This is a genomic window from Mesorhizobium sp. BH1-1-5, assembly GCF_020165615.1.
In the GTDB taxonomy this organism is placed as follows: Bacteria; Pseudomonadota; Alphaproteobacteria; order Rhizobiales; family Rhizobiaceae; genus Mesorhizobium.
Window position 1 is genome coordinate 181,608 of record NZ_JAIUIM010000009.1, and the last position, 25,763, is coordinate 207,370.

The window sequence follows — 25,763 nt, forward strand, 5'->3', positions numbered from 1 at the left end:
AGTCCTCATCGCCAGCCTTCATCGGATGTCGTTGGCGGGATCGAGCTTCAATGCGCCGCGCCGGATCTCGAACAGCATCACGCCAGTGGCGACCGCCAGATTGAGCGAATCGGCGCGGCCTGCCTGGGGGATTCTGAGCAGCCGGTCGCAGCTTTCGGCGAGGCTCTCGGGCAGCCCCTGCTGCTCGTTGCCCATCAACAGCAAGACCGGCCCCCTTGAGAAGTCGACGGAGCGATAGTCGACCGCGCCCTTGAGGTGCGTTCCTGCGACCAGGCCGGAGAAATCGCGCCGCCAGGCGAGGAAGGCCTGCTCGGTCGCCCTGGCGATGGGCACGGCGAAGATCGAGCCCATGGTGGCGCGCACCGTCTCAAGCGAGAACGGATCGGTGGTGTCGCCGACCAAGATGATGCCCTTGGCGCCGACGGCGTCGACGGTGCGGATCACGGTGCCGAGATTGCCCGGGTCGCGTACCCGGTCGAGCGCCACCCAGACGTCGCCGTCCCTGGCGCGGATGTCTTTCAGCGGCACGGTCTGCTGCGCGAAGACGCCCACCACCATTTGCGGGTTTTCACGGCGGGTGATGGCGGCGAGCACTTTTTCCGAGACTTCGAGCACCGTGCCGCCGGCGGCGACGGTGCGCGCTGCGACCTTCTCGACGGCCGCATTGCCGCGTCCGGCCTTGGCGAAGACCAAGGTTCTGATCGACCAGCCGAGGTCGAGGGCGTCGATGACCAGCTTCAGGCCTTCGGCCATGAAGGCGTTCTGCTGGTCGCGGAATTTCTTCAGCGCCAGCGCCTTGATGTCCTTGACCAGCGGATTGGCGAGGCTGGTGACTTCCTTGACCTGCCCGACAGGGCGTGCGCCGTCATGTGCAGTCATTCAGGCCACCCAGCGCGAGAACAGCGAGGTCGACAGCGCGCGGCCGGCGGATTTCTCGCGAATGATCAGTTCGCCGGACTCGACCGTGCCGCCCATGCCGGCGAAAGTATCGCGCATCAGCGCATGGATGGCGAAGAAGGAGGCGCGGATCGAATAGGCGGTGAGGACGACAGCCAATGGTTTAGGCGTCAGGATCGAGCGGCAGAGGTCGGTAAGGCCCGGCAGGTCTTCGAACAATTGCCAGACCTCGCCCTTGGGGCCGCGGCCATAGGCCGGCGGATCGAACAGCACGATGTCGTAGCGGCTGCCGCGACGCTCCTCGCGCTCGGCGAATTTCATGGCGTCCTCGACGATCCAGCGGATCGGCTTTTCGGCAAGGCCGGCCATCTCCTGGTTCTCGCGCGCCCAACCGATCGCCTTCTTCGAGGCATCGACATGGGTGACCTCGGCGCCGGCGCGGGCCGCCACCAGTGAGGCAAGCCCGGTATAGCCGAAGAGGTTCAGCACCTTGACCGGGCGCTTCGCCGACGCGATCAGCCCTGCCATATGGTCCCAATGCGAAGCCTGTTCCGGAAAGACGCCGACATGGCGAAACGAGGTAAAGCGGCCGAGATAGTCGATGCCGTCATGCTTCATCGGCCAGGTCTCGCCGAGCGGCACCTTTGGAAAGCGCCAGCGGCCGATGCCTTCCTCGTCGGTGTCGCCGGTGAAGATGGCGTCGACGCGTTCCCATTCCTTGGCCGGGAGGGCCCGCTGCCAGATTGCCTGGCCTTCGGGGCGCACGATGCGGTAGGGACCGTATTGCTCGAGCTTCTCGCCGGCGCCGCTGTCGAGCAGCGCGTAATTGGCGTTGGGCGCGACTTCGAGGATCAATGGCAGGCGCTCGGCGGGCAAGGAGCCCTCGCGGCGCGCAAGCACGCGCGGCGCCGGTTTGGCTTCCTGCCGGTGCTCCGGCCTCGCTTCACCTGGACGTGCTTGGACGCTGCTGGCTTTCGCAGGCTGGCGCGGGCGGTTGTCGCGGTTTCGATCGCGAAAGGATTTCAAGAACGGTCTCCGGAACGGCAGGCCGCTTTTGACATAGGGCTTCGGGCCGCGCAACAAAATGGTCCCGCATCTGCGATGCACCCAGTTTTTGAGACGCGAAACCGACTATGTCCCGTTCAGCCCGCCTGCTCGACCTCGTCCAGATCCTGCGCCGCCACCGCCGGCCGGTGAGCGGCCGCACGCTTGCGGACGAGATGGGCGTGTCGATCCGCACGCTCTATCGCGATATCGCGACGCTGCAGGGGCAGGGCGCGCCGATCGAAGGCGAGGCGGGGCTTGGCTATGTGCTGAAGCCCGGCTTCATGCTGCCGCCGCTGATGTTCAGCGACGAGGAGATCGAGGCGATCGTGCTTGGATCGCGCTGGGTGGCGAAGCAGCCGGACAAAAGGTTGGCGGCTGCCGCGACGGATGCGCTGGCCAAGATCGCGGCGGTGCTGCCGGATGATTTGCGCGAAGACCTCGATGCAACGACGCTGCTCGTTGGGCCGGGCTCGGAAAATGCCGAAGCGATCGACCTCGGTGTCGTGCGGCAGGCGATCCGCGACGAGCGCAAGCTCGGCTTTCTCTATCGTGACGCTGGGGGAGCGGCATCGAAGCGCCTGGTCTGGCCATTCGCGCTCGCCTTCTTCGACAAGGTGCGGGTGATGGTGGCGTGGTGCGAAACGCGCCAGGATTTCCGGCATTTCCGCGCCGACCGGATGTCCGGCCTGACAGCGACCGACATCCGCTATCCGCGCCGCCGCCAGGCCATGCTGAAGGAGTGGCGGGCGACGCTCGATGCGCCGGGCGCGAATGGCGCGAAAGACGCTTCCCGCTGATCGTTGCTGCCAGAATCTGACAGCAGGCCCGCATATGGTCTCCAAGGTTCAGACACTTTGGAGATCAGATATGACCACGCCGAATTTCGTCATCCTCTATGTCGACAGCCCGGAAAAGAGCGGCGCGTTCTACGCCTCGTTGCTTGGGCGCGAGCCGGTCGAAACCTCGCCGACCTTCGCGATGTTCGTGCTCGACAAGGGCTTCAAGCTCGGCCTCTGGTCGCGCCATGCGGTCGAACCGGCCGCGGCGGCGGCAGGCGGTGGCGGCGAGCTCGTGCTTGCCGTCGAGAACGCGGCAGCGGTCGACGCCACCCATGCGGATTGGACTGGCAGGGGGATCAACGTACTGCAGGCTCCAACCGATCTCGATTTCGGCCGCACTTTCGTGGCGCTCGATCCGGACAATCATCGCCTGCGCGTCTACTGGCCGTTCGAGGGAGCGCAAGGATGAGCGCTTTCTGGGTAGCCGTCGCATCGGCCGAGCATGTGCGGATCGGCCGCAAGGATGGCTTCATGCAGGTCAATCACGGCAAGGCGGCGCCGTTGCGTCGTATCAAGCCGGGCGACGGCATCGTCTACTACTCGCCGAGCACGGTGCTCGGCGAGAAGGACGGGCTGCAATCCTTCACGGCCCTCGGCACGGTGCGGCAAGGCGAGGTGTATGAGGGCGTCATGGGCGGCGGTTTCACGCCCGCCAGGCGCGACGTCGACTGGGTCGACGCCAAGGAGGCGCCGATCAAGTCCCTGCTCGACCGGCTCGACTTTACCGCAGGCAAGCCGAACTGGGGCTATCAGCTTCGTTTCGGCCTGTTCGAAATCAGCGAGCATGATTTCCGGCTGATCGGCGAGGCGATGGGGACCAAGCTGGCCTAGCGGCTATTTGAGCGCCTTGTAGACCGCGATGCCGGCGGCGAGGTCCTCGAGGGCGGCGCCGACCGACTTGAACAGCGTGATTTCGCTGTCGCTCTGCCGGCCCTGCTTTTCTCCGCGCGCCAATTCGTGCAGATCGGCGACGATCGCTTCCGGCTTCAGCACGCCCGAGGCCAGCGGCTGGACGATGTCGCCGGCTTCCTTGGTGGCGCCGGCGCGGGTGTCGACATAGACGCGGGCGCGGGAAATGGCGTCGTCATCGGCCTCGCGCATGTCGGGCGTGAAGCCGCCGACGAGGTCGACATGGGCGCCCGGTTTCAGCAGCGCGCCCTTGACCAGGGGCGTGTTCGAGATCGTCGCCGAGGCGACGATGTCGGCCTCGGCGAGCTCGGCGTCGAGATCGACGGCGGCGCTCGCCGGAAGGCCTTCGGCGCGCAAGGCGGCGGCGACCTTTTCGGCGTTGGCCGGCGTGCGGTTCCAGATGCGGATGGATGTGATCGGCCGGACCGCCGAATGCGCCTTGGCAAGGAAGGGCGACAGCGCGCCGGCGCCGATCACCAGAAGCCGCGAGGCGTCCTTGCGGGCGAGATAGGAGGCGGCGAGCGCCGAGGCGCAGGTCGTGCGCCACTGCGTCAGCCGCTGGCCGTCGATGAGCGCTTGCGGCTCGCCGGTGACGCCGTCGAGCAAGAGGTAGAGGCCCATCACCGCCGGCTTGCCTTTTGTGTTGTTATCCGGCGACACGGTGACGATCTTGACGCCGATATGGCCTCCCGCCGAGGTGCCGGCGGCGTTGAAGTCGGTCCAGGCCGGCATCAAAAGCAGTGTCGAGGCGGCGCCGTCCGGCCGCTCGACGCCATGATGGTGGCGAACCGGCTGCACGGCGCCATCGCGGAAAGCGGTGCGCAACGTCTCGACAAGGCCGGGAAAGGTCAGCGCGCGGTCGACCTCGGCGGCCGAAATGGTCAGCATCGAAGGCTCCGTGAAGCGTTAGCTAGTTCGGCTTGGGCAGCGCCGGTCCGTTGGACGCAGCGGGCAGGCGGCTCACCGCCTGACGCAGGTTTTCGGCTTCCAGGCCGCGCTGGCGCGCGAGCTTGCGGTAGCGCCCCTGCTTCACCCAGGTTGCCATGCTGCCGACGACCATGCCGACGGCCAAGGCCAGGAACAGGAAGATGAAAAGCGGCAGGTTCAGCGTCAGCGCGGGATTGCCGGGATGGAATGGATCGAGCGTGAAGGCGACGGCGCCGCGGTTGGCGACGGCGAGCGCGATCAGGATGATGGCCAGAGGCACGAAGACCACGACGAGGATGACGCGATTGAACATCAGATCTCCATGGAGAGGCTTCTTAAAGCGCGTCGCGCTGAAACGGATTCAGTCGACGCGCTTTAAGTCTTTGTTTTGATGCATGTCGTCCCCCAAAACCGCTGCGCACTTTTGGGCGACATGCATTAAAGCGCGCATGTCTTTGTCCCGAAACCGGTCTCCACTTTCGGGAGACATGCTTTAAGCGCCAAGATGCCGTTTCAGCCCACTGACGCGGCGCTTATTTGCCGCCGTTCAGCCTTTCGCGCAACTCCTTGCCGGTCTTGAAGAACGGCACCCACTTTTCCTCGACCTCGACGGACTCGCCGGTGCGCGGGTTGCGGCCGGTGCGGGCGGGACGGTTTTTCACCGAAAAGGCGCCGAAACCGCGCAATTCGACCCGGTTGCCCTCGGCAAGCGCATCGGTGATCTCGTCAAAGATCGCGCCGACGATGTTTTCGACATCGCGCAGGAAAAGGTGCGGGTTGCGCGCAGCAATGATCTGCACAAGCTCGGATTTGATCATAGAACGTTCCCCGTAAAACCACTGCAATCGATTATCAGGATGATTTTATTGCTTTTTTGGCTCGTCCCGGCGAGATGTCAAGGGTGCCAGACCGAAACGAGACCGTCAAGAAACAAGCGGTCGGCGCCAAGCTCGTGAATGATATCGCCGCCGGCATCCGGCAGGCCAAGCGCTTTGGCCGCCATTTTTGCCATCGACTGGGAAAACAGGAAACCGCCGCGCCTGTCCTTGTCCTTCCACTCGACGACCTTGAGCTTGCCGTCCACGCCCTTCGTCGTCAGCCAGTCGATCGCCTCCTGCTCGCCGCCGACGGCGTCGACCAGGTGATTGGCCAAAGCCTGGCGGCCGGTGAAGATCGAACCGTCGGCCAGCGCCAGCGCCTGCTCATGCGTCATTTTGCGGCGGTCGGCGACGATGCCGACGAACCAGTCGTAACTGTCGAGGATCAGCTTGCGCACCATGGCGCGCTCGTCATCATTGGTCGGCTTGAAAGGCGAGGGCGAAGCCTTGAGCGGCGACGATTTCACTTCCTCCAGCTTGATGCCGAGCTTGTCCATGAGACCGCTGACGTCGGGATACTGGATCAGCACGCCGATCGAGCCGACGATCGAGGTCTTGCGGGCGACGATGTGGTCGGCAGCGCTTGCGATCATGTAGCCGGCCGATGCCGCCAGCGTGCCGACTTCGGCCACCACCGGCTTGTCGCCGGCAAGCTTGCGCACGGCTTCGAATGTCGACTCGCCGCCGACCGTCGTGCCTCCAGGCGAATCGATCGACAGGATGACGCCCTTCACCTCCGGCGACTTGCGGATCGCCTCCAGCCTTTTGAGCAGCTCCTCGTCCTCGGTGATGGTGCCTTCGATCTTGACCTTGGCGATATGCGGGACTGCCTGGCCGGTAAAATTGTCGTCATAGACCCAGGTCGAGAAGGCGATGATGGCTGCCGCCAGAACCAGAAACGCCACCACGCGCCAGAAGGTCAGCTTGCGGCGCAAGCGGCGGCGGTCGATCAGGTCGTCGGCTCTCATTGCCATCGTCAGCCTCATGGGTGGGTGGGAAAGCACGCTTTTAAAGCAAGCTTCGGCACACGGCTACCGTTTCCTGAAGACTCGGCGCCGAGCGTCGGCGTTGACGTCGGCCTCACGAAAAATTAACGCAAGCGGCCTGTATCTCTGCTATGAAGTACAGGGGTGCCGCCGAATTGTTCTCGATTTGCGGGCGGCAGTTGTCACATTTTTGCAGTTTTCCTCCGCTTGTGCTTGCTTGTAGGTGTCGGCATACCACCTATAGGCGGTGTTGGGGCGGGCAAAGGTCCATTAGAAAAGTCATGTTGGCGCGATCTGACGAAACGAGCGATGCCGGTGAGGTATCGGCTCCCGCGACCCAAGGCGGCACGCGTGGCGATGCTTTCAACCGCGCGCAGCGGCACTCGCGCCGCGTGCGCGTGCTGAAATTCGCCGTGCCGTTGCTCGCGGTCGCGATCGCCGTCGCCTTTCCGGTCTATTCCTACCTGAAGGCGCCCCTGTCCGTCTCGGTGCAGGCCGACGGCACGGCGTTTTCCGACGGCAAGCTGGTGATGGCCAATCCGAAGCTCAACGGCTTCACCAAGCAGAAGCTGCCCTATTCGCTGACGGCGACCAGGGCGACGCAGGATGTCGGCCAGCAGGCCGTCATCGACCTGGACGGCATCAACGCCAAGCTGCCCGTCGCCACCGACAATATCGTGTCGGTCGATGCCGCCCACGGCATCTACAATCGCGACGCCAATACGATGGACCTGACCAGCGATGTCAGCGTGACGACGACGGACGGCCTGGTGGCCAAGTTCAAATCGATCTTCCTAGACATGGGCAAAGGCTCTATGAAGACGAGCAATCCGGTCGACGTCAGCCGTGGCGGATCGCGCATCACCGCGGACTCGATGTCGGTCGAGGACAATGGCAGGATCGTGGTCTTCGAAAACCGGGTTCGCGTCAACATAGATCCAACTGCGCTTAAGGCAGCCGGGGTAAAAGGTGGAGAACAGAATGCGTCGCAGTAAATCCGCATGGCTTTCGGGCGCTGCTTCCGCATTGCTGCTTTTGGCGACGGCGCATTCGTTCGCGCAATCGAGCGCCACCAGCCAGATTCCGGGGCTCAAGCTGTCGGGTGACCAGCCGATCCAGATCGAAAGCGACAAGCTGGAGGTTCGCCAGGCCGACAGCATGGCCGTGTTCAGCGGCAACGTGACCGTCAACCAGGGGCCGACCCTGCTCAAGGCCGGCAAGATGACGGTCTACTATGTCAAGGATGCCAATGCCGACAAAAGCGCCGCGGCCGGCGCATCGGCGATGACGGGCGCGGCCAATATCGACCACCTCGAGGTCGAGAACAAAGTCTACATCAAATCGAACGACCAGATCGCCACCGGCGACACCGGCAAATTCGATATGAAGACGCAGGTGCTGGTGCTTTCGGGCAAGGAAGTGGTGCTGTCGCAGGGCGACAATGTGCTCAAGGGCTGCAAGCTCACCGTGCAGATGAAGAGCGGCCTCGGCAATGTCGAAGGCTGCCCTCGCGTCATCATGATGTTCAAGCCGCAGAAACAGGACGCGCAGGGAGCGTCGAGCAAGTAATGGCCGGCGTGACTTCGCTGCTGGCCCGTCTTCCGGGACGGGCAGCCGCACAACCCGCTGCGCCGGCGACGGTTGGCACCGACAAGGCGAAGTTCAAGGGCACCCTGATCGCCAAGGGGCTGACCAAGAGCTACAAGGGCCGCAAGGTGGTGAGCGGAGTGACGCTTGGCGTGCGCGCCGGCGAGGCCGTCGGCCTGCTCGGCCCCAACGGCGCAGGCAAGACCACCTGCTTCTATATGGTCACCGGCCTTGTCCCTGTCGACGAAGGTTCGATCGAGATCGACGGCTTCGACGTCACCTCGATGCCGATGTACCGACGTGCCCGCCTCGGCATCGGCTATCTGCCGCAGGAAGCGTCGATCTTCCGCGGCCTGAATGTCGAGCAGAACATCCGCGCCGTGCTGGAGGTGGTCGAAAAGAGCCGCAAGGAACGAGAACGTACGCTCGACGAGCTGCTCGAGGAGTTCCACATCAGCCATCTGCGCAAGGCGCCGTCGATGTCGCTGTCGGGCGGCGAACGGCGCCGCCTCGAAATCGCGCGCGCGCTGGCGACACGGCCAGCCTATATGCTGCTCGACGAGCCCTTCGCCGGTATCGACCCGATCGCCGTCGCCGACATCCAGCAGCTCGTCCGCCACCTCACGGCGCGCGGCATCGGCGTCTTGATCACGGATCACAATGTGCGCGAGACGCTCGGCCTGATCGACCGCGCCTACATCATCCATGCCGGCCAGGTGCTGACGCATGGCCGGGCCGACGAGATCGTCGCCAACGCCGACGTGCGGCGTCTCTATCTCGGCGAGGGCTTCACGCTCTGATCCGCGATTTCGCGGTTTTCGATGATCGCGTCACGACTTTCGGTTATTTTAGCGCTCGATAACGCCCCGGTAAGCCGCGGCTGCTAGCGTTTTCCTTGACAAGCAAAAGCCGGGCCAGTTTGTATGCCCGACCGAAAAACAACTGTGCGACGCGTAGACGAGGCGTTTGAATCCCACCATGGCGCTGGCAGCCAAACTGCAGCTCAGACAATCCCAGTCGCTGGTGATGACGCCGCAGCTGATGCAGTCGATCCGGCTGCTGCAGCTCACCCATGTCGAGCTCGAGCGTTTCATCGACGAGGAGATCGAGCGCAACCCGCTGCTGGAGCGGGCCGAACCGCATGACGACGCTGCCGGCGACCAGGCCCAGAAAGGCGAGGCGGCGCCGGACAAGGATGCCGAGGGCGACTGGTTCGAGGGCGAGACGGAATGGAGCGCCGAAGCGATCTCGCAAAAGCTCGATTCTTCCCTGGAGAACCTGTTTCCCGACGATCCCGGCACCCACGAGAGGCTGGGGCCCGATCTTACGGCGCAGTGGAAGTCGGCCGCCGGCGGCGGTGCCGGCGCGGCGTCGTCGGAAGGATTCGACGTCGGCGACATGGCCGCGGCCGCCGTCACGCTGCGCGAACATGTCGGCGAGCAGATCGCGCTTGCTTCGCTCAGCCCCGGCGAGCGCCTGATCGCGGGTGAGCTCGCCGACGGGCTCGACGAAGCCGGTTATCTGCGCACCGACCTCGATGAGATCATGGTCCGGCTCGGCGCGGACGACGCGGCGGTGGCGCGCGTGCTCGGCGTCTGCCAGACCTTCGAGCCGGCCGGACTTTTCGCGCGCGACCTTGCCGAATGCCTGTCGCTGCAGCTTGCGGTGCGCGACCGGCTCGATCCGGCGATGAAGGCGCTGGTCGCCAATCTCGAGCTTCTGGCGCGGCGGGATTTCCAGACGCTGAAGCGCATCTGCGGCGTCGACGAGGAGGACCTGCTCGACATGCTGGCCGAGATCCGCGCGCTCGATCCGCGGCCCGGCCTGGCGTTTTCGGGCGGCGCGAGCGATGCGATCGTCGCCGATGTCGAGGTCCGCGCCGCCAATGACGGCAGCTGGGCGGTGGAGCTCAACGCCGACACGCTGCCGCGCGTGCTGGTGGACAACGTCTACTTCGCGCGCGTTTCAAGCCACGCCAAGGATCAGGCGGAAAAGGACTTTCTCGCCGAATGCCTGCAGAACGCCAACTGGCTGACGCGCAGTCTCGACCAGCGGGCCAAGACCATCCTCAAGGTGGCGTCCGAGATCGTGCGGCAGCAGGATGCCTTCCTCGTCCATGGCGTGCGCCACCTCAAGCCGCTCAACCTGCGCACGGTGGCCGACGCCATCGGCATGCATGAATCGACCGTCAGCCGCGTCACCGCCAACAAATACATGCTGACGCCGCGCGGCGTCTTCGAGCTGCGCTATTTCTTCACCGCATCGATCGCCTCGGCGGAAGGTGGCGAAGCGCATTCGTCCGAGGCCGTGCGCGACCGCATCAAGCAGATGATCGACGAGGAAAAGTCCGCCGACGTGCTTTCCGACGACGCCATCGTCGACATGCTCAAGGAAAACGGGGTCGATATCGCGCGCCGCACCGTCGCGAAATACCGCGAAGGCATGAACATCCCATCGTCGGTGCAGCGGCGGCGGGAGAAGCGGGCGCTCGCGAACGCCGGCCGCTAGAGCAATTCAGGGAAAAGCGTGAGCGGTCTTCCGTCGGGCACTTGCGTCGGCAGCCGCAACTACCGGCCTACGCTGGGGGCGTTTGCGGCGCCGCTCCTGCGTTTTCTTACTCTCCAAGTGAAGACCGACGTCGTCGCATAATTCCAAACGGCGCCAACGAGAATGCCGGCCAGGCCTGCCGACCACCATCTATAGTGACTGTTCGCGAACAGGTAGTTTGCAATGCCCACGTTTGCGAAGGCACCCACCGAGCATACGAGCATGAAACTGAACAGGCCGAAAATCACTTCCCTGACACCCCGCAGGCGTCTGTCGCGATAGGTCAGCGTGTTGTTGACAAAGAAATTGAACACCATCGCGGTGAATGTCGCGACGCCCTGAGCGGCGACAAAACCGAGAAGGCCTGCGGCGAGAAGCGCCGACAACACGACCATATGAACGAAGACGCCAAGGCCGCCTATCAGGGAGAAAGATATGAAGCGCGCTGGAATGACGTGACCGACCAGTTTGTCGGCCAGCAACATCAGGTATTCCCATGTGACCAAGGCATCGAGCTTGCTCTCGCCGGCCTGCCGCGTCCGAAACTGGTAAGCGACCTCCTGGATTCTCAATGGAGATTTCGAGGAAGCGCAGATGTCCAACAGGATCTTGTAGCCTTGCCCCGATAAATCCCTGACCGAATTATCGAAAGCCGACCTCGTAATGGCGAAGAAGCCGCTCATCGGGTCACTGAGATCGCTTTTGGTCACCATCTTGGCCAACCACGTCGCAAAGGCGCTGATTTGCGCCCGGCGTTGGTCCCAAGAACCCAGTCCGCCACCTTCGATATACCTTGAGCCGACCACAAGGTCGGCGGCGTTGGTTTCGAGGACGGAAAGCATTTCCGGTATGATGCTCTCGTCATGCTGGAGATCGGCATCTATCACGACCATGAGCGGAGCGGTCGTGCTGAGCATGCCTTCGGTGACGGCCGTAGACAGCCCACGCCGGCCGATGCGATGAATGAGCCGAATTCCGGGGACGGCGGCAGCCAGTTTTGCAATTTCAGTTCTCGTCCCATCGAAGGAATCGTCGTCGACAAAGACGATCTCATGGTCTCTGCCTTTGAGCGCTATCCCGATGGCCGCCGCGATCTTGGAAACATTCGCAACTTCATTGAATGTCGGAATGATGACTGAAACCAACGGGGCAAAATGCGACTTCGCATTTTGACTGTCTCTGACATCGATGTTCAAAGTCGACCCCTGGTCATTTGAGTTTGGTGCCGCGGCGTCTGACGGGCACTTTGTCGCAATTGGCCGTGAAGCCGCCGATGGCTGGATTAAGCTGGAGCAGGCCAAGCTTCAATAGCATGAACTAAAGTTCACCAATGCAGCAGGGGATCTGCTTTCACGACCGTCAACTTCCCGGCGTCGATGCGTTTGGTGACGACATCGGGAGGAAGATGGCCGGTGAGAATCTGCTCGCGGGTATAGAAGGGATCGACGATGAAGGGTTTTCCCGAACGGTAGCTGGCAAGCGTAGAGGAACAGGTCGCGTCGCCGGGCGTGTCTTGGAGGCGGGCGACCGTGGCGGACATGGCGGCTTCGCGCGCGGTTATTTCGGCGTGAAAGCCGGGATCCATCAACAATTGCACCGGTTCCAGGCGAGCGGACGCCAGCAGGCGGATACAGATGGCGAGCAGAAGGATGAATTGGAGCTTTTCCGGAGACCAGCGGCGGGCCAGCGGCAAAGCCGGCGCGTGCGCGAAGGCGAGGCCGGTGGCAATGGACACGCCGAAGACCAGTTCGAATTGCGCGTTGTAGGCTACGCCATCGCCGGTTTTTTGGACGAAGAACATCACGAGGCCAAGCGTGTTCAGCAGATTGCAGAGCCGGATATTGGGATCGGCCCTGCGCGTAATGCCGACGTAAACCCAGGCGGCCAGGCCGACGGCGATCCATTGCAGATGTCCGATGGCGCCGATGGCGTGTTTCAACATATAGGCGCGCGGCGACCTCAAATTTGTGAAAAAGTCAGGGCCGAAGGCGAGATAGCAAAGGGCAAACCCCAATAGGATGGCGAACGTCGCCAGCAGCGCCGATTTCACCATCTGTCGGGGCCGGTTGATGCCCAGCCAGATCATCGCCGTCAGCGGCATCACCACGAGGTTGTGCTTGATGAAACCCGCGCCCACCATCAGAAGGATGGGCAGGGCATAGCCGCGATCCTGAGACCTGGCCTGCAGGAAGGCGACAAAGCCAATCGTCATGACCGCTTGCGCCAGCAAATGCGGGTCATTCATCCCGACATAGCTGGTAAAGAAGCGGCACATGGTGGCGCCAAAAAACAGCGCGCCGATGCCTGCGGAGGTCGCGTCGCCGCCCAGCAGGCGGACCGCGCGGAAAACGCCCCCGGCGATCACCAGCACGGCCGCGAGCGACAGCAGCCGCCCGGCCAGAACGGCGTCACCGATCAATCGTCCGAGACCGCCGACGATATAGAAGGAAAGCGGGGGGTAGTTATTGGCGATCAACTGATGGTCAGAGGGATAGAGCGGCATCCGCCCCATCGCCGCGTCGGCATAGTAGGCATTCCATCCCTCATTGGTATCGATCTCGATGTTCAAAAACACCCGATAGACCGGCCACAGGGCCGCCAGGGCGGTCAGCAGGGCGAGGCAACCGATCATGATGGACACGCGGCGAGTCGAGGAATTCCCGCCGGCCTGGCTCAAGGTTGAATTCATTCGACACCAGGTCTGAATCCGATTTTGTGGATGGATCGAGTGAATCCGCCGTCGCCTTCGCGCTTTGGCGGACAGGGTCCGCCTGCGTTAAAAGTACGGGACGACAGAGGAAATCGACCCCCCCGAGTTCATTATGCAACTGTAATATCTTTCCCGGCAATGCAAGCGCTGAGGACGCGTTGTTTCTTACCGGCGGCGAACTGGGCATAGTGGTTTCTGGGCTGCCCGGCCGACGGCCGAAGCCCTCATAGGTACTCCGCCCTATGAAGGCTAGGTTCGGCATAGGCCGGTTCTTGAAAACCGCCATTTTCGACACGGCCCGACCCGGATCTCGACAAGCCTTGGCCGGCGCGAGACGGGCTGATTTTCCACAATTCCCAAGCTTCATTGACAAGTCGCAATGAAGTGTCTAGAAGCCCGCCCGCATGAGCGAGGCAGTAATGCCGGCTTGCGAAAGGGTCCGTCAGACACGGCCGCGGATGGCCAAGAAGGCGACTTGTGATCAACCGGAAAGTTCGGGTCTAAAATCGGCGCGCATGCCGCTGCGAAGCTTGTGCGCGCGCACCACGGGTATAAACTCGCGAACAGTTTGAAGCCTGGGCAAGGAAGGTCAGTTTTCAGATGAATCTACGCATTTCGGGAAAACACATGGACATCGGCGATGCGTTTCGCACACGCATCAACGACCGGGTCGGCGAGGCGATCGAGAAATATTTCGATCGGGGTTTTTCAGGACATGTCACGGTCATCAAATCGGGGTCGCGTTTCTCCGCCGACTGTATGGTCCGGCTCGATTCCGGCGCTTCGCTGCAGGCGACCGGCGACGCCCAGGACCCGACGCTCGCCTTCGAGGCGGCCGCCGACCGCCTGGAAACAAGGCTGCGGCGCTACAAGCGCCGGCTGAAGTCGCGCAACACGGGCAACGGCAACGGCGAAGAGCCGACCGACATCGCCTATACCGTGATGGCCCCTCTCACCGACGACGAGGAAGATATTCCGGAGGACTTCGCTCCGGTCATCGTCGCCGAATCAAGCATGACGCTGCGGACCATGTCGGTGGCGTCGGCCGTCATTGAGCTCGATACCAGCGACAGCCCGGTTTTTGTCTTCCGCAATGCCGGAAACGACCATCTCAACATCGTCTACCGCCGGCCGGATGGCAATATCGGCTGGATCGATCCGTCGACGACCAAAGTCGCGCAGGGATAAAAAGCCAGCCGCGCGAGGGGGCGACGACTGGCGCGGCAGGCGAGCAAGGGATTTTTCAAGCATGGATCTCAGTGATCTCATCAGCGTCCCGGCGATCATGCCGGCGTTGAAGGCAAATTCCAAAAAGCAGCTTCTGCAATTGCTGTCGGAGAGGGCCGCGGCGATTTCGGGGATTCCGGAACGGGAGGTGTTCGACACCATCCTGCAGCGCGAGCGGCTGGGCTCGACCGGCGTCGGCAACGGCATCGCCATTCCGCACGGCAAGCTCGCCGGCGTGAAGCGGATCGCGGGCGTCTTCGCCCGGCTGGAAACGCCGGTCGATTTCGAGGCGCTGGACGACCAGCCGGTCGACCTGGTGTTTCTGCTGCTTGCGCCCGAAGGCGCCGGCGCCGACCATCTCAAGGCGCTGTCGCGCATCGCGCGCGTGCTGCGCGATGCCGATACGGTCGCCAAGATCAGGGGCACGCGCGATGCGGTGGCAATCCACGCGTTGCTGTCGGACACACAGGCCTCGCACGCGGCCTGACGTTCTCGGCTTAAGCTAAGATTTTTTTGGATTAAACCTTCCAAGGGCCGCCGCGGGCGGCCCTTTCCAGACGTCACGTCGCCTTAGTGAATGGCGACCGTGGTCAGGTCGTTCTCCAACGCACCCGCCAGCGCCCGGTCACGGGCATCGGAAAGCAGGATCGGCTGGCCGTTGGCGGCAAACAGCGCCCACAGCTCCATGCCGGGCGCGATTTCCTCGAGGCCGGGGAAGCGGCCGCGCAGGTCGTCGCTCGACACTTTCCTGAGGTAAGCGACCGAACCTTCGCCGAGATGGGCGAGTTCGCCGCTGGTCATGGTGCTCACTTCGTCAGTTCTGGTCATTTCAAGCCTCCTTGGCGCGAGGACGCCAGGATTGGCCGCCTCGCATAGAGCCATCGGCGAAGGTCAGTCTTTCACCGATATGTTTATTTTCCGTACCAGCCGCTCGGCCTCCGGCCGGTCGAGATCGATCGACAGCAGGCCGTTCTTCAGTTCCGCCGCGACCACCCGCATGCCGTCGGCCAGCACGAAACAGCGCTGGAACTGGCGCGCGGCGATGCCGCGGTGGAGGAATTCGCGCTCGGTATCGTCGGTCTGGCGGCCGCGCACGATCAGCTGGTTTTCCTCCGTGGTGACATCGAGGTCGCTTTCAGCGAAACCCGCCACGGCAAGCGTGATGCGCAGCCTCTCGGCGTCGCCGTCGGCAGCGTTCAGGCGCTCGATGTTGTAGGGAGGATAGCTGTCGCCCGACTTCGCCAGACGCTCAAGCGTCTTTTCCATGGCATCGAAACCCAAAAGAAGCGGGCTGGAGAAGGGCGTCATTCGACTCATTGTTACACTGTCCTCTGAAGAGCGACACAAACTGGAAAAACCCGGATGGCATTTTTCCCGATGGTCTTGATATGGTCCGCCGCGCGATCAAGTTCAAGCCACTGAAATCAGGATGACGCTTCGTTGAAACGCCATCCTGGTTCAGTTCTTCGTTGGAGCATGATCTTGTCCGAAAACCGGTTCCCACTTTTCGCTGACGCGGTCCTTCGGTTCGGGATCATGCTCTAAATCCCGCCCAAAAAGACTCCCCAAAGGAATTGAAATGCCCAAGTCCAGAAAGATCATCATCGACACCGATCCCGGCCAGGACGATGCCGTCGCCATATTGCTGGCGCTCGGCAGCTCCGAGCTGGAGATCGTCGGTATCACCGCGGTTGCAGGCAACGTGCCGCTGAAGCTGACCCAGAACAATGCCCGCAAGATCTGCGAGCTGGCCGGCAGGCCGGACATCAAGGTCTATGCCGGCGCCATCCGCCCGCTGGCGCGCGAGCTCGTCACCGCCGAGGAAGTGCATGGCAAGACCGGCCTGAACGGGCCGCAACTGCCTGAGCCGACCATGCCGTTGCAGGAACAATACGCCGTCGATTTCATCGTCGAGACGCTGATGCGCGAGGAAAGCGGCACGATCACGCTCTGCCCGCTCGGACCGCTCACCAACATCGGGCTGGCGCTGATCCGCGAGCCCAGGATCGCGCCGCGCATCAAGGAAATCGTCTTGATGGGCGGCGGCTTCTTCGAGGGCGGCAACGTCACGCCGGCCGCCGAATTCAACATCTATGTCGACCCGCAGGCCGCCGATCTGGTGTTCAAATCGGGTATTCCGATCGTGATGATGCCGCTCGACGTCACCCACAAGGCATTGACCACGTCCAAGCGCACGCAGGCTTTCCGTCAGCTCGGCACCAAGGTCGGCACCGCTACCGCCGAGATGCTGGAATTCTTCGAGCGCTACGATGAGGAGAAATACGGCACCGATGGCGGGCCGCTGCACGATCCATGCGTGATCGCCTATCTTATCAAGCCGGAGCTGTTCAAGGGGCGCCACTGCAATGTCAGCGTCGAGACCGCGTCGGAGCTCACCATGGGCATGACGGTGATCGATTGGTGGGGCGTCACCAAGCGGAAAAAGAACGCCACGGTGATGCGCGACATCGACCATGACGGCTTCTTCGCGCTGCTGGTGGAGCGGTTGGGGCGGCTATAGGGCCGCTTCTTCCTTCCCCCCTTGTGGGGGAAGGTGGATCGGCGCGCAGCGCCGAGACGGATGAGGGGGTGTTGGAAGAAACTCAACGCCTCACTCCGTCCAGCACCCCTCATCCGACCGAGCTTCGCTCGGCCACCTTCTCCCGCAAGGGGAGAAGGAGAGGCGCTCACTTCGCCTTGGAGAACGCCAGCCACAACCCGCCGCCGACCAGGAAAGTGCCGCTGATGCGCGACATCAGCCTGACGCGGCTGGCCGACAGCAGCCGGCCGGCGCGGCCGGCGGCGAGGGCGTAGGTCGAGTCCGACATGGCGGCGAAGATCATCGCGGTCAGGCCCATGACGACGATCTGCAGCGTGTAATTGCCCTGCGGCGCGATGAACTGCGGGAAGAAGGCGCCGAAGAAAACCAGCGTCTTCGGATTGCTGATCGCCACCAGGAAACCCTGCAGGAAGAAGCCGCCGCGCGGCTTCTTCGCCGACCCGTCGGGGTTCAGCGCGCCTTTCGCGCGGAACATCTGCACGCCCATCCAGATCAGGTAGGCGGCGCCGAGCAGCCGCACCCATTCGAACCAGTGGCCCATGCCGGCGATCAGCGTGTTGAGGCCGATGCCGACGATGGCGATCATGATGGCGAGCCCGGCCTGGGTGCCGGCGACGTTGGCCAGGCCGGCGCGCGAGCCGTGGCGGATGCTGTTGGCGATGATCAGCGTCACCGTCGGACCAGGCACCAGGATGATGACGATGCAGGCGACGACATAGGTTGCGTAAAGTTCCAGCGACATGGTCTTTCCTCGGACGGACAGAGGTGATGCGGCGATGGCTGCCGGATCAATGCACGGCTTCGCCGCCGGCGCAAGCGGTGCCGCTCGCCCGGTTCAGAAGCTGCTCAGCATGCGCCGGCCGGCCATGGCAGCGTCGCCTCATAGGCGGCGCCGGCTTTGAGAACGGCGAGATCGCCGCGCGGGCGGCCGATCAGCTGCATGCCCATGGGCCGGCCCTTGTCGTCGAAGCCGGCCGGCACGTTGAGTGCCGGGCAGCCGCCGAGCGTGGCAAAGGCGGAGACCTGCATCCAGCGGTGATAACTGTCCATGGTCCGCCCCGCGACCTCGCGCGGCCAGTGGGTGGTCACGTCGAAGGGAAAGACTTGGGCGGTGGGCAGGGCGATGAGGTCGAAGCGCTCGAACAACGAAAGCAGCGTTCGGTGCCACGAGGTGCGCCGGACGCTGGCGGCATGGATCTGCGGCGCGGTCAGGCGCATCGCCTGCTCCACTTCCCAGATCGCCTCGGGTTTCAGAAGCTTGCGTTTTGCCGGATCGTCGTAATGCGCCTTCAACCCGCAGCCGCTGCTCGCTTGGCGCAAGGTGACGAAAGCCTGCCACAGCGCCTCGAAATCGACATCCGGCGCCAGCTTCTCGCTGTGGAACGAGGCGTCCGCGAAGCTGGCGAGGGCAGCCTCGCAAAGGTCGAGCACGCCCGGTTCCGTCGGCAGGTGGCCGCCGAGATCGCCCAGCCAGGCGATGCGGCCGCCGGACGCTTTCGTCCCCAAGCCGTCGAGGAACGACCCCTCGCTGGCATGCGACAGCGGCGCGCGCGGGTGATAGCCGGCCTGTTCGTCGAGCAGCAGCGCGACATCGCGCACATTGCGGCCCATCGGTCCCTCGACGCCCATCTGGGAATGGAAGACCTCGAAAGCCGGGCCGGCAGGCACAAGCCCCTGCGAGGGACGGAAGCCGAAGACGTTGTTGTAGGCGGCCGGATTGCGCAGCGAGCCGCCGAAGTCGCTGCCGTCGGCGACCGGCATCATGTCGAGCGCCAGCGCCACGGCCGCGCCGCCGCTCGAGCCGCCGGCGGTCAGCGCCGGATCGAAGGCGTTGAGGGTCGGCCCGAAGACCGGATTGTAGGTGTTGGAGCCCAGGCCGAATTCCGGGACATTGGTCTTGCCGATGATGATGGCGCCGGCCTTGCGGATGCGCTCGACGAAGAATTCGTCCTCGTCGGGAATGAAATCGGCGAAGATCGGTGAGCCGAAGGTGGTTCTGAGCCCCTTGGTCAGGGCAAGGTCCTTGATGGCGATCGGCAGCCCGAACAGCGATCCGGCCTCGCCGCCTTGCGCCAGATGCGCATCGGCGCTCTCGGCCTCGGCCAGGATATCGGCGCGCTCGCGCAGCGAAACGATGGCATTGACCAGCGGGTTCACCGCTTCGATGCGGTCGAGGAAAGCGCTGACGACTTCATGCACCGACAGCTGTCGACGTCTGATCCTGTCGGCGAGCTCGACGGCGGAGAGGCGGCAGATGTCGCCGGCCTGCGGCACGGCATGTTTGGTGACGGGGCGCATGGCCGCTACCGTGCCGCCGCCAGGGCTGCGTCGACATCCTTTGCCACCGGAATGGCCGGCTGCGCGCCGGGCTTCAGGCAGGCAAGCGACCCGGCCGCGGCGGCGCGGGTGAGCGCATCGCGAAGCGACAGGCCGGACGACAGGCCGGCGCCGAAATAGCCGCAGAAGGTGTCGCCGGCGCCGACCGTGTCGACCGGCGTGATCTTCAGCGCGGGAACGGTGAGGAAATCGTCCGGCGTGGCGGCAAGCACGCCGTCGCCACCCAGCGTGACGACGATGGCGCGGCCTGTCTTTTGGGCGTAGTCGCGCATGCGAGCAGGGCGGTCGCGCCCCGAAAGCGCCACCGCCTCGCCATAGAGATCGAACTCGGTTTCGTTGGCGACGGCATAGTCGGCCTTGCCGACGAAGCCGGCGGCCTCGGTACGGAAGGGGGCGGTGTTGAGCACGCTGACGGCGCCCGCCGCGCGCGCCGCGTCGAGCGTCGCCTCGACGGTCTGCAGCGGGATCTCATGCTGCAAGAGCACCACATCGCCCTTTTTGAGGAAGGCCTTGGCGACATCGCCCGGCACCACCGAATCATTGGCGCCCGGCACGACGGCGATGACGTTTTCTCCATCAGCGCCGACCAGGATCAAGGCCGTGCCGGTGGAGGCAAAGCTCTGACCGACACCGGAGAGATCGACATTGCCGGCCTTGAGAAGGGCGAGCGCTTCGGCGGCAAAACTATCCTTGCCGACGGCACCCACCATGCGCACCGGCGCGCCGGCGCGCGTCGCGGCCAGTGCCTGGTTGGCGCCCTTGCCGCCGGGCGCGGTGGCGAAGCCGGAGCCGCGCACCGTCTCGCCGGGTTCCGGCAAGCGGTCGACATTGGCGATGAGGTCGAGGTTGATCGAGCCGACAACGATAATCAAAAAACTGCCTCCCGCTGAAGCGGTCAGCCTGCGCTGAAAGGCGAACCTGCTCCAAGATCTGCTTTTGCGCAATTCCAGCGAAATACGCGAAGCGCTTTATCCTGTAATTGCGGGCTGGGCGCGAAGCTAGCCGCAAAGCCCGCCGGTTGCCAGATCATGTCGCTGTCCGCGCCGTCTGGCCCACAGCATCATTCGCAGCGGACGGTGACCTGGGCCTGGTAATTGCCGGCCGGGAAGATGCCTGGAGACTTCGTGGCGGTCAGATCGACCTGCATGGTGTGGGTGCCGTTGTTCAGCTTTTGCGGCGAGCTACCGGAAACATCCAGCCCCGAGCCATCGAGGCGGAAGACGGAGGCGAAGGTGACATTGGTGTCGCCGCCGCTCGGCGCGGACGTGAAGGCGACCGGCGCCGGCGCGGAGACGGTGTAGCAGTCCAGCAGGTTTAGGATCGAACACAGCGTCGAGTTCGCGGTGATGGTGGCGCCGGCGCTCGACCCGTCGGCCTGCTTGGAGCCGAAGATGTTGATGGAGGGATTCAATTTCATCGTCCCCGAGGCACCGATGATGACCGTGCAGGTGCCGATGATCGCCGCCTGTGCCGGGAGGCAGAGGCAGGCAAGCGCTGCTATCGCCAACGGCGCTCGACTATTTCCGCTTCTTTTTCTTTCACTGCCGGTCGTGCCTCCGATGCTCCAGCCTTCATTGGCCCATCCCGCCGACGTCACCGAGCGAGCTGCGGGAGCCGCTGCGGAAGCAGTGGCTCCCGTGGCAGGGATGTTCGTCGTGCTCCCCGTCGTCTGGCCATCGGTGCCGAGGCACATTTTGAGGAGCTTCAATTCCAGCTGCAGGCGCTCGACCTCCAGCTCGTAGAGGCGGCTGCAATCGACGCGTTTCGGCGTCCGCCCGATCGGGATCACGACGCGGCCGTATGTGGCGATGTCGCTGTTGGCCTGGCTGCTCGACTTGTTGCCGCGGATGACACCAAGGTCGAGATAGGCGCCGCTGCCGGAAACGGCCGAGCGGCAGGTCGTGCCGTCGCTGGCATGAACCTCATCCTGGCCCGGGGCAGGCTGACGCCGGGCAGGCTGAAACCCGTCTGGTTCAGGTTCAGGTTCAGGATATCCTCGGCAAGCCCCTGGCTTACGACAGCCAGGACGGGCAGCAGGGACAAGGTCAGAACCTGCGATGCCCGAAGAACTTTCCCCATATCTGTGCCCTTATCTGGGTCTGTTCGCTTGGAAAGGGGATACTCTCGGTACAGATACGCACCTTACGCTCGTTTGCGCCGTCGCTGTCTGGCCGGCGCAGGCGGCCAGCAAGCTTGCAGCCAAGGCGGCGCGGAAGAACTTTATTGAGACCCCTCTTTCGAGCCGGACGGTACGGCCCAACATAGGGGTCATCTTCCCTTTATCGTGGTTAATTTAGCGTTAAGTAAAATAACGATGGAAAGCAACTTCAAAGAAAACCGGCGATAACCTGAGGTTGTCGCCGGTTGCATTTCGTGGGCAAGACAATATGTTTATTTGAACTGTACCGATTTATATTTCAATACACGGTTGTCCGCAATGAGATGCCAAAAAATCGATGTTTCAGGACGCTTGCCCCGCTTCCCAGCCGAGGATGGCGCGTTTGCGCGTCAGACCCCAGTGGTAGCCGGTGAGCGCACCGGACTTGCCGAGAGCACGATGGCAGGGCACCACGAAGGACATCGGGTTGGCGCCCACCGCCGCGCCCACGGCCCGGCTGGCGCTGGGATGGCCGATGCTTGCCGCGATCGAGGAATAGGTGCAGGCCCTGCCCATCGGGATGCGCAGCAAGGCTTCCCAGACGCGAAGCTGGAAATCGGTGCCGATCATCACCACGCGCAGCGGCTGGTCGGCGCGCCATTGCGTCGGGTCGAAGACTCGCGCGGCGTAAGACTGGGTCGCCGACATGTCCTCGACGTAAGTGGCGTTCGGCCAGCGGCCGGACATGTCGGCTAAGGCAGCCCGCTCGCCGCCGGCGTCACAGAAGGCGAGGCCCGCGAGACCCCGGTCGGTGACCATGATGAGCGCAATGCCGAAAGGCGAGATGTGATAGCCGTAGCGGATGGTGAGACCCGCGCCCCGGGTCTTGTAGTCGCCGGGCGACATCGCTTCATGGGTGACGAAGAGGTCGTGCAGCCGGCCGGGACCGGACATGCCGAGCTCGAACGAGGTCTCCAAGAGCGGCATGCCGGAATCGAGCAGCCTGCGCGCATGGTCGAGCGTCACCGCCTGCAGGAAGGCCTTGGGTGACAGGCCGGCCCAGCGGGTGAAAAGTTTCTGCAGGCCGGTCGGCGTCTCGCCGACCTCCTCGGCCAGGACCTCGAGCGAGGGCTGGTCGCGATAGTCGAGGCTGATCTTCTCGATGGCGCGGCGCACGACGTCATAGTCGCTGCCTTCCGGCGTGATGTCGTTCTGGAGGATCGCGGTCGGTTTCATGCGGGTATTCATGATCATCTGGGCGTTCATGGCAATATCTCCTTGACCGCGAATATCGGTCTTCCAAAGCTTTGCCACCACCCGAAACTTGCCTTCCCGCCATCCACACCCAGATAGAGTCAGCTTCGGGCCGAAGAGGACAATGATGGCCGGCGAAAAGGTTGATCTGACCGGGGCAAGGGAAACCTTGCTGATGACGCTCTACGGCAAGGCGCTGGAGAGCCGGTTGCCCAATTCGCTGCTGCAGGATCGCTTCGCCGACGAGGCGGTGCGCGAGATCGACTATGATTTCGCAAGGCTCAAGGTCGACGGCAATCTCGGGCTGGGGTTCGCAATCAGGGCGAAGACGCTGGACGTCTGCGTCGCGGATTTCCTTGCAAGATATCCGGACGCGATCGTGCTGCATCTGGGATGCGGGCTGGACACGCGGATATTCCGCGTCGACCCGCTGCCAGGCGTCGACTGGTTCGATGTCGATTATCCTGATGTCATCGAGCTCAGGCACAGGCTCTATCCGTCAAGGGAGCGTTACCATCTGGTCGCTTCGTCGGTCACCGAACCGGATTGGCTGGCCGAGGTGCCCCGCAATCGCCCTGCGATCGTGGTGGCCGAGGGGCTGACGCCGTATCTCGCCGCCGACGAGGGACCGCTGCTGCTTGCGCGGCTTGTCTCGCATCTTGCCGGGGGCGAGCTGATGTTCGATGCCTACAGCCGTTTCGGCCTGAAGCTGATGCGCCTCAATCCGGCCATCAAGGCGACGGGCGCCGAGGTCCATTGGGCCATCGAGGATCCGCGCGAATTGGAGCGAGCGGTGCCCAAACTTCGCTTCATCGGCGAGATCCCGTCCTACAAGCCGGAGCAAGGCGCGCGCCTGGGCTGGTCCGCGCGGTTGTTCATTGGTTTGTGGAAGCTTATCCCCGCCATGCGCAAGGTCGGCAGGCTGCTGCGGTATCGGTTCTGAAACGGCTATTTTGCTGTGAGCATGATCTTGTCCGAAAACCGGCGTCCACTTTTCGCTGACGCGGACCTTCGGTTCGGGATCATGCTCAGCGCGTCTTGGCGGTCGCCAGCGCGCGCGAAAAGGCGGTGGCGAAGCTTTCGCGGTCGTCGGGATTGAGGAAGCCGCCGATCGCCACGCTCTTGCCCTGGGCTTCCACCGCCATTTTGGTGATGCCGATCTCACTGTGGCGGGCGATCGAAAACCGCGTCCAGAACGGGTTGAAGCGATGGTTTTCCGAGCGGCCGGACGGCGCCGTCTTGCGGATGTCGAGGCTGGTGCGCGAGACCGAGATTTCCTCGCGGGCGCGGGCGGCGCGGTAATTGGCGCGGAAAGCAATGTAGACGGCGATCACGTCGAGGCCGAAGAAGCCGAACACCGGCCAGGCGCCATGCGCCAGGAAGAACGCGCCGGTCACCGCCCAGCCGAACAGAAGCGCTCCCATCAGGATCAGGAAGCCGGTGCGGCCGAGCGAGCGGTGCGGCGTCAGCAAGGCCTGGAAAAATGGCTCGTCGGCCTGGAACGAGGCGTTTGTGTCGCTCATGAGGGGATATTATAGGAAGGGATATGGCGCCTCCCAAGTCGAAAAAATCCGTAGCTGTCAAAAAGTCTCAATCGGCCGTCGCGGGCGGCGGCCGGGCGCCTGGTCGACGGCCGCGAAAAGCTGCCTCGCGCTCGCTCTACACCTCGGCCGAGGTGCATGAGATCTTCCGACGCTTTTGCGTGCAGCGGCCGGAGCCGAAAGGTGAGCTCGACTATGTCAACGCCTTCACCCTGCTGGTCGCGGTGGTGCTGTCTGCCCAGGCGACCGATGCCGGCGTCAACAAGGCGACCAAGGCGCTGTTCGCGGCGGCCGACACGCCACAAAAGATGCTGGCATTGGGCGAGGCCAAGGTCGGCGATCATATCCGCACCATCGGTCTGTGGCGAAACAAGGCCAAGAACGTGATCGCGCTGTCGAAGGCGCTGATCGACGACCATGCGGGCCAGGTGCCGCAGGATCGCGACGAGCTGGTGAAGCTGCCGGGGGTCGGGCGCAAGACCGCCAATGTCGTGCTCAACGTCGCCTTCGGCCAGCACACGATGGCGGTCGACACGCATATCTTCCGCATCGGCAACCGGATCGGGCTGGCGCCGGGCAAGACGCCCGAACAGGTCGAACAAGGGCTGCTCAAGGTCATCCCCGCCGAATTCATACGCCATGCGCATCACTGGCTGATCCTGCATGGCCGCTACGTCTGCAAGGCGCGCAAGCCCGACTGCCCGGCCTGCGTCATCGCCGACATCTGCAAGTCGAAGGAAAAGACCACCGACATACCGGCGCCGCTGGTGCCGATCGCGCCGCTGGACGAGAGGTTTCCGGTCGAGGCCTAGAGTTTTTTGTTCTAATAACCGTAGCCGCGCGCCATGGCCGCGGCGAAGACGGGGATCAGCAGGAAGACAAAGCCCTCGGCGCGAACATAGTTCTTCACCGCAGCCAATTCAGCCGCCGGCACCGCGAAAGACGGGTCGCCGCCCGCCTGCCTGTTCCAGGAGAGAAAGCGCATGGTGGGCACGATCGACAGCAGGCCGACGATGGCGAAGGCCACCAGCTTTGCCCAGAACACCCAATTGTAGACGTAGAATTCCCAGCCTTTCAGACCGAAGAACACCCGGCAGACGCCGACGATGACGATCAGCGCGGCGATGATGCCGTAGTGGCGGTCGATGCCGGCAAGGCGCTTCAGCGTCGCCGCGCCCAGATCGCCGCGCACCAGCACGAATTCGGCACCGATGATGCCGGCCAGCGAGAATACCAGCAGGTGATGGATGATGGCCAGCAGAAGGTCGGTGGTGTCCATGATTCTTCTCCGGTCGAATTGCGTTTCCGGGTCGGCTTCGCGCAAACTAGCATCGCCAGGCGAAAAGCCCATAGCGATGCAGCCGTGCCATGGCCGTTATGGCTGGAAGAGCCACCGCATTGTCCTGGCCCTTGATCGAG

At 63.6% G+C, this 25,763-nt stretch carries 29 protein-coding genes; 12 read left to right on the top strand and 17 right to left on the bottom strand.

Annotation, left to right across the window (positions count from 1 at the left end; genetic code table 11):
* Positions 1 to 18 precede the first annotated feature (18 nt).
* Together LB572_RS14565 and LB572_RS14570 are read right to left on the bottom strand one after the other, a co-directional pair.
* On the bottom strand, positions 19 to 879 hold the full coding sequence (locus LB572_RS14565) for a TrmH family RNA methyltransferase (protein WP_224668194.1): 861 nt from the start codon (positions 877 to 879) through the stop codon (positions 19 to 21).
* Complete coding sequence (locus tag LB572_RS14570) at positions 880 to 1,923, bottom strand: class I SAM-dependent rRNA methyltransferase (RefSeq protein ID WP_224668195.1); 1,044 nt, start codon at positions 1,921 to 1,923, stop codon at positions 880 to 882.
* A 107-nt stretch (positions 1,924 to 2,030) separates the two neighbouring features.
* On the opposite strand from LB572_RS14570, the gene LB572_RS14575 reads away from it, so the two are divergent.
* From LB572_RS14575 to LB572_RS14585, 3 genes are all read left to right on the top strand, one after another.
* Positions 2,031 to 2,741: a helix-turn-helix transcriptional regulator gene (locus tag LB572_RS14575; RefSeq protein WP_224668196.1), complete on the top strand. Its 711-nt coding sequence runs from the start codon at positions 2,031 to 2,033 to the stop codon at positions 2,739 to 2,741.
* Positions 2,742 to 2,811: 70 nt separating this feature from the next.
* Positions 2,812 to 3,192, top strand: coding sequence for a VOC family protein (locus LB572_RS14580; RefSeq protein WP_224668197.1), 381 nt, complete (start codon positions 2,812 to 2,814; stop codon positions 3,190 to 3,192).
* Positions 3,189 to 3,614 carry an EVE domain-containing protein gene (locus tag LB572_RS14585; RefSeq protein ID WP_224668198.1) on the top strand — a complete coding sequence of 142 codons (426 nt, stop codon included), beginning with the start codon at positions 3,189 to 3,191 and terminating at the stop codon, positions 3,612 to 3,614. The genes LB572_RS14580 and LB572_RS14585 overlap by 4 nt, the downstream gene beginning before the upstream one ends.
* Positions 3,615 to 3,617: 3 nt before the next feature.
* Here LB572_RS14585 and LB572_RS14590 read toward each other — a convergent pair whose 3' ends face one another.
* The 4 genes from LB572_RS14590 to sppA all read right to left on the bottom strand — a co-directional run bounded on the left by LB572_RS14590 (position 3,618) and on the right by sppA (position 6,471).
* On the bottom strand, positions 3,618 to 4,580 hold the full coding sequence (locus tag LB572_RS14590; protein WP_224668199.1) for an ornithine cyclodeaminase family protein: 963 nt from the start codon (positions 4,578 to 4,580) through the stop codon (positions 3,618 to 3,620).
* A 22-nt stretch (positions 4,581 to 4,602) separates the two neighbouring features.
* Complete coding sequence (locus LB572_RS14595) at positions 4,603 to 4,932, bottom strand: DUF1049 domain-containing protein (protein ID WP_224668200.1); 330 nt, start codon at positions 4,930 to 4,932, stop codon at positions 4,603 to 4,605.
* A gap of 220 nt (positions 4,933 to 5,152) precedes the next feature.
* Positions 5,153 to 5,437 (bottom strand): integration host factor subunit beta, encoded by a 285-nt coding sequence (locus LB572_RS14600; protein WP_027165368.1) that lies wholly within the window; start codon positions 5,435 to 5,437, stop codon positions 5,153 to 5,155.
* A 77-nt stretch (positions 5,438 to 5,514) separates the two neighbouring features.
* On the bottom strand, positions 5,515 to 6,471 hold the full coding sequence (sppA, locus tag LB572_RS14605) for a signal peptide peptidase SppA (RefSeq protein WP_140809803.1): 957 nt from the start codon (positions 6,469 to 6,471) through the stop codon (positions 5,515 to 5,517).
* Positions 6,472 to 6,764: 293 nt separating this feature from the next.
* On the opposite strand from sppA, the gene lptC reads away from it, so the two are divergent.
* The 4 genes from lptC (at position 6,765) to rpoN (ending at position 10,578) form a co-directional block, all read left to right on the top strand.
* Complete coding sequence (gene lptC / locus LB572_RS14610) at positions 6,765 to 7,478, top strand: LPS export ABC transporter periplasmic protein LptC (protein WP_140809801.1); 714 nt, start codon at positions 6,765 to 6,767, stop codon at positions 7,476 to 7,478.
* Entirely contained in the window at positions 7,465 to 8,052 is a 588-nt protein-coding gene (locus tag LB572_RS14615; RefSeq protein WP_140809799.1) for an LptA/OstA family protein, read from the top strand. Before lptC ends, LB572_RS14615 begins: the two co-directional genes overlap by 14 nt.
* Positions 8,052 to 8,870 carry an LPS export ABC transporter ATP-binding protein gene (gene lptB, locus LB572_RS14620; protein ID WP_140644562.1) on the top strand — a complete coding sequence of 273 codons (819 nt, stop codon included), beginning with the start codon at positions 8,052 to 8,054 and terminating at the stop codon, positions 8,868 to 8,870. The genes LB572_RS14615 and lptB overlap by 1 nt, the downstream gene beginning before the upstream one ends.
* A 178-nt stretch (positions 8,871 to 9,048) precedes the next feature.
* A complete protein-coding gene (rpoN, locus tag LB572_RS14625) occupies positions 9,049 to 10,578 on the top strand; it encodes an RNA polymerase factor sigma-54 (protein WP_224668201.1) in 1,530 nt (509 codons plus the stop codon).
* 59 nt (positions 10,579 to 10,637) lie between these two features.
* Here rpoN and LB572_RS14630 read toward each other — a convergent pair whose 3' ends face one another.
* Entirely contained in the window at positions 10,638 to 11,813 is a 1,176-nt protein-coding gene (locus LB572_RS14630) for a glycosyltransferase (protein WP_224668202.1), read from the bottom strand.
* Positions 11,814 to 11,941: 128 nt separating this feature from the next.
* The gene (locus LB572_RS14635; RefSeq protein WP_224668203.1) at positions 11,942 to 13,294 is read right to left on the bottom strand and encodes a glycosyltransferase family 39 protein; all 1,353 of its coding nucleotides are present in this window, start codon (positions 13,292 to 13,294) and stop codon (positions 11,942 to 11,944) included.
* A gap of 633 nt (positions 13,295 to 13,927) precedes the next feature.
* On the opposite strand from LB572_RS14635, the gene hpf reads away from it, so the two are divergent.
* Together hpf and ptsN are read left to right on the top strand one after the other, a co-directional pair.
* Positions 13,928 to 14,515 (top strand): ribosome hibernation-promoting factor, HPF/YfiA family, encoded by a 588-nt coding sequence (hpf, locus tag LB572_RS14640; RefSeq protein ID WP_040997480.1) that lies wholly within the window; start codon positions 13,928 to 13,930, stop codon positions 14,513 to 14,515.
* A 61-nt stretch (positions 14,516 to 14,576) separates the two neighbouring features.
* Entirely contained in the window at positions 14,577 to 15,041 is a 465-nt protein-coding gene (gene ptsN / locus LB572_RS14645) for a PTS IIA-like nitrogen regulatory protein PtsN (RefSeq protein WP_042641064.1), read from the top strand.
* Positions 15,042 to 15,124: 83 nt separating this feature from the next.
* Here the strand turns inward: ptsN and LB572_RS14650 are convergent, their stop codons facing one another.
* Both LB572_RS14650 and LB572_RS14655 read right to left on the bottom strand, forming a co-directional pair.
* The gene (locus LB572_RS14650) at positions 15,125 to 15,382 is read right to left on the bottom strand and encodes a DUF1150 family protein (RefSeq protein ID WP_140809791.1); all 258 of its coding nucleotides are present in this window, start codon (positions 15,380 to 15,382) and stop codon (positions 15,125 to 15,127) included.
* A gap of 63 nt (positions 15,383 to 15,445) precedes the next feature.
* Positions 15,446 to 15,871, bottom strand: a complete 426-nt coding sequence (locus LB572_RS14655; RefSeq protein WP_224668204.1) for an Hsp20 family protein — start codon at positions 15,869 to 15,871, stop codon at positions 15,446 to 15,448.
* Between the two features lie 262 nt (positions 15,872 to 16,133).
* Here LB572_RS14655 and LB572_RS14660 point away from each other — a divergent pair, with 262 nt between their 5' ends.
* On the top strand, positions 16,134 to 17,075 hold the full coding sequence (locus tag LB572_RS14660) for a nucleoside hydrolase (RefSeq protein WP_224668205.1): 942 nt from the start codon (positions 16,134 to 16,136) through the stop codon (positions 17,073 to 17,075).
* A 166-nt stretch (positions 17,076 to 17,241) separates the two neighbouring features.
* Here LB572_RS14660 and LB572_RS14665 read toward each other — a convergent pair whose 3' ends face one another.
* From LB572_RS14665 to LB572_RS14690, 5 genes are all read right to left on the bottom strand, one after another.
* Positions 17,242 to 17,856: a LysE family translocator gene (locus tag LB572_RS14665; RefSeq protein WP_140802961.1), complete on the bottom strand. Its 615-nt coding sequence runs from the start codon at positions 17,854 to 17,856 to the stop codon at positions 17,242 to 17,244.
* A gap of 104 nt (positions 17,857 to 17,960) precedes the next feature.
* Positions 17,961 to 19,412 (bottom strand): amidase, encoded by a 1,452-nt coding sequence (locus tag LB572_RS14670; protein WP_224668206.1) that lies wholly within the window; start codon positions 19,410 to 19,412, stop codon positions 17,961 to 17,963.
* Between the two features lie 5 nt (positions 19,413 to 19,417).
* On the bottom strand, positions 19,418 to 20,323 hold the full coding sequence (locus LB572_RS14675) for a ribokinase (protein WP_140802959.1): 906 nt from the start codon (positions 20,321 to 20,323) through the stop codon (positions 19,418 to 19,420).
* Between the two features lie 188 nt (positions 20,324 to 20,511).
* Positions 20,512 to 20,958 carry a hypothetical protein gene (locus tag LB572_RS14680; RefSeq protein WP_181179293.1) on the bottom strand — a complete coding sequence of 149 codons (447 nt, stop codon included), beginning with the start codon at positions 20,956 to 20,958 and terminating at the stop codon, positions 20,512 to 20,514.
* Positions 20,959 to 21,912: 954 nt separating this feature from the next.
* On the bottom strand, positions 21,913 to 22,815 hold the full coding sequence (locus tag LB572_RS14690) for a methylated-DNA--[protein]-cysteine S-methyltransferase (protein WP_181179289.1): 903 nt from the start codon (positions 22,813 to 22,815) through the stop codon (positions 21,913 to 21,915).
* A gap of 115 nt (positions 22,816 to 22,930) precedes the next feature.
* Between LB572_RS14690 and LB572_RS14695 the strand changes: the two genes are divergently transcribed.
* A complete protein-coding gene (locus LB572_RS14695) occupies positions 22,931 to 23,746 on the top strand; it encodes a class I SAM-dependent methyltransferase (RefSeq protein WP_224668207.1) in 816 nt (271 codons plus the stop codon).
* An 85-nt stretch (positions 23,747 to 23,831) separates the two neighbouring features.
* On the opposite strand, the gene LB572_RS14700 is transcribed toward LB572_RS14695, so the two are convergent.
* The gene (locus LB572_RS14700; RefSeq protein WP_140546266.1) at positions 23,832 to 24,326 is read right to left on the bottom strand and encodes a DUF2244 domain-containing protein; all 495 of its coding nucleotides are present in this window, start codon (positions 24,324 to 24,326) and stop codon (positions 23,832 to 23,834) included.
* A gap of 23 nt (positions 24,327 to 24,349) precedes the next feature.
* On the opposite strand from LB572_RS14700, the gene nth reads away from it, so the two are divergent.
* Positions 24,350 to 25,156 (top strand): endonuclease III, encoded by an 807-nt coding sequence (nth, locus tag LB572_RS14705; RefSeq protein ID WP_224668208.1) that lies wholly within the window; start codon positions 24,350 to 24,352, stop codon positions 25,154 to 25,156.
* Positions 25,157 to 25,167: 11 nt separating this feature from the next.
* Here nth and LB572_RS14710 read toward each other — a convergent pair whose 3' ends face one another.
* Positions 25,168 to 25,623: a DUF2214 family protein gene (locus LB572_RS14710; protein WP_224668209.1), complete on the bottom strand. Its 456-nt coding sequence runs from the start codon at positions 25,621 to 25,623 to the stop codon at positions 25,168 to 25,170.
* Positions 25,624 to 25,763 lie beyond the last annotated feature (140 nt).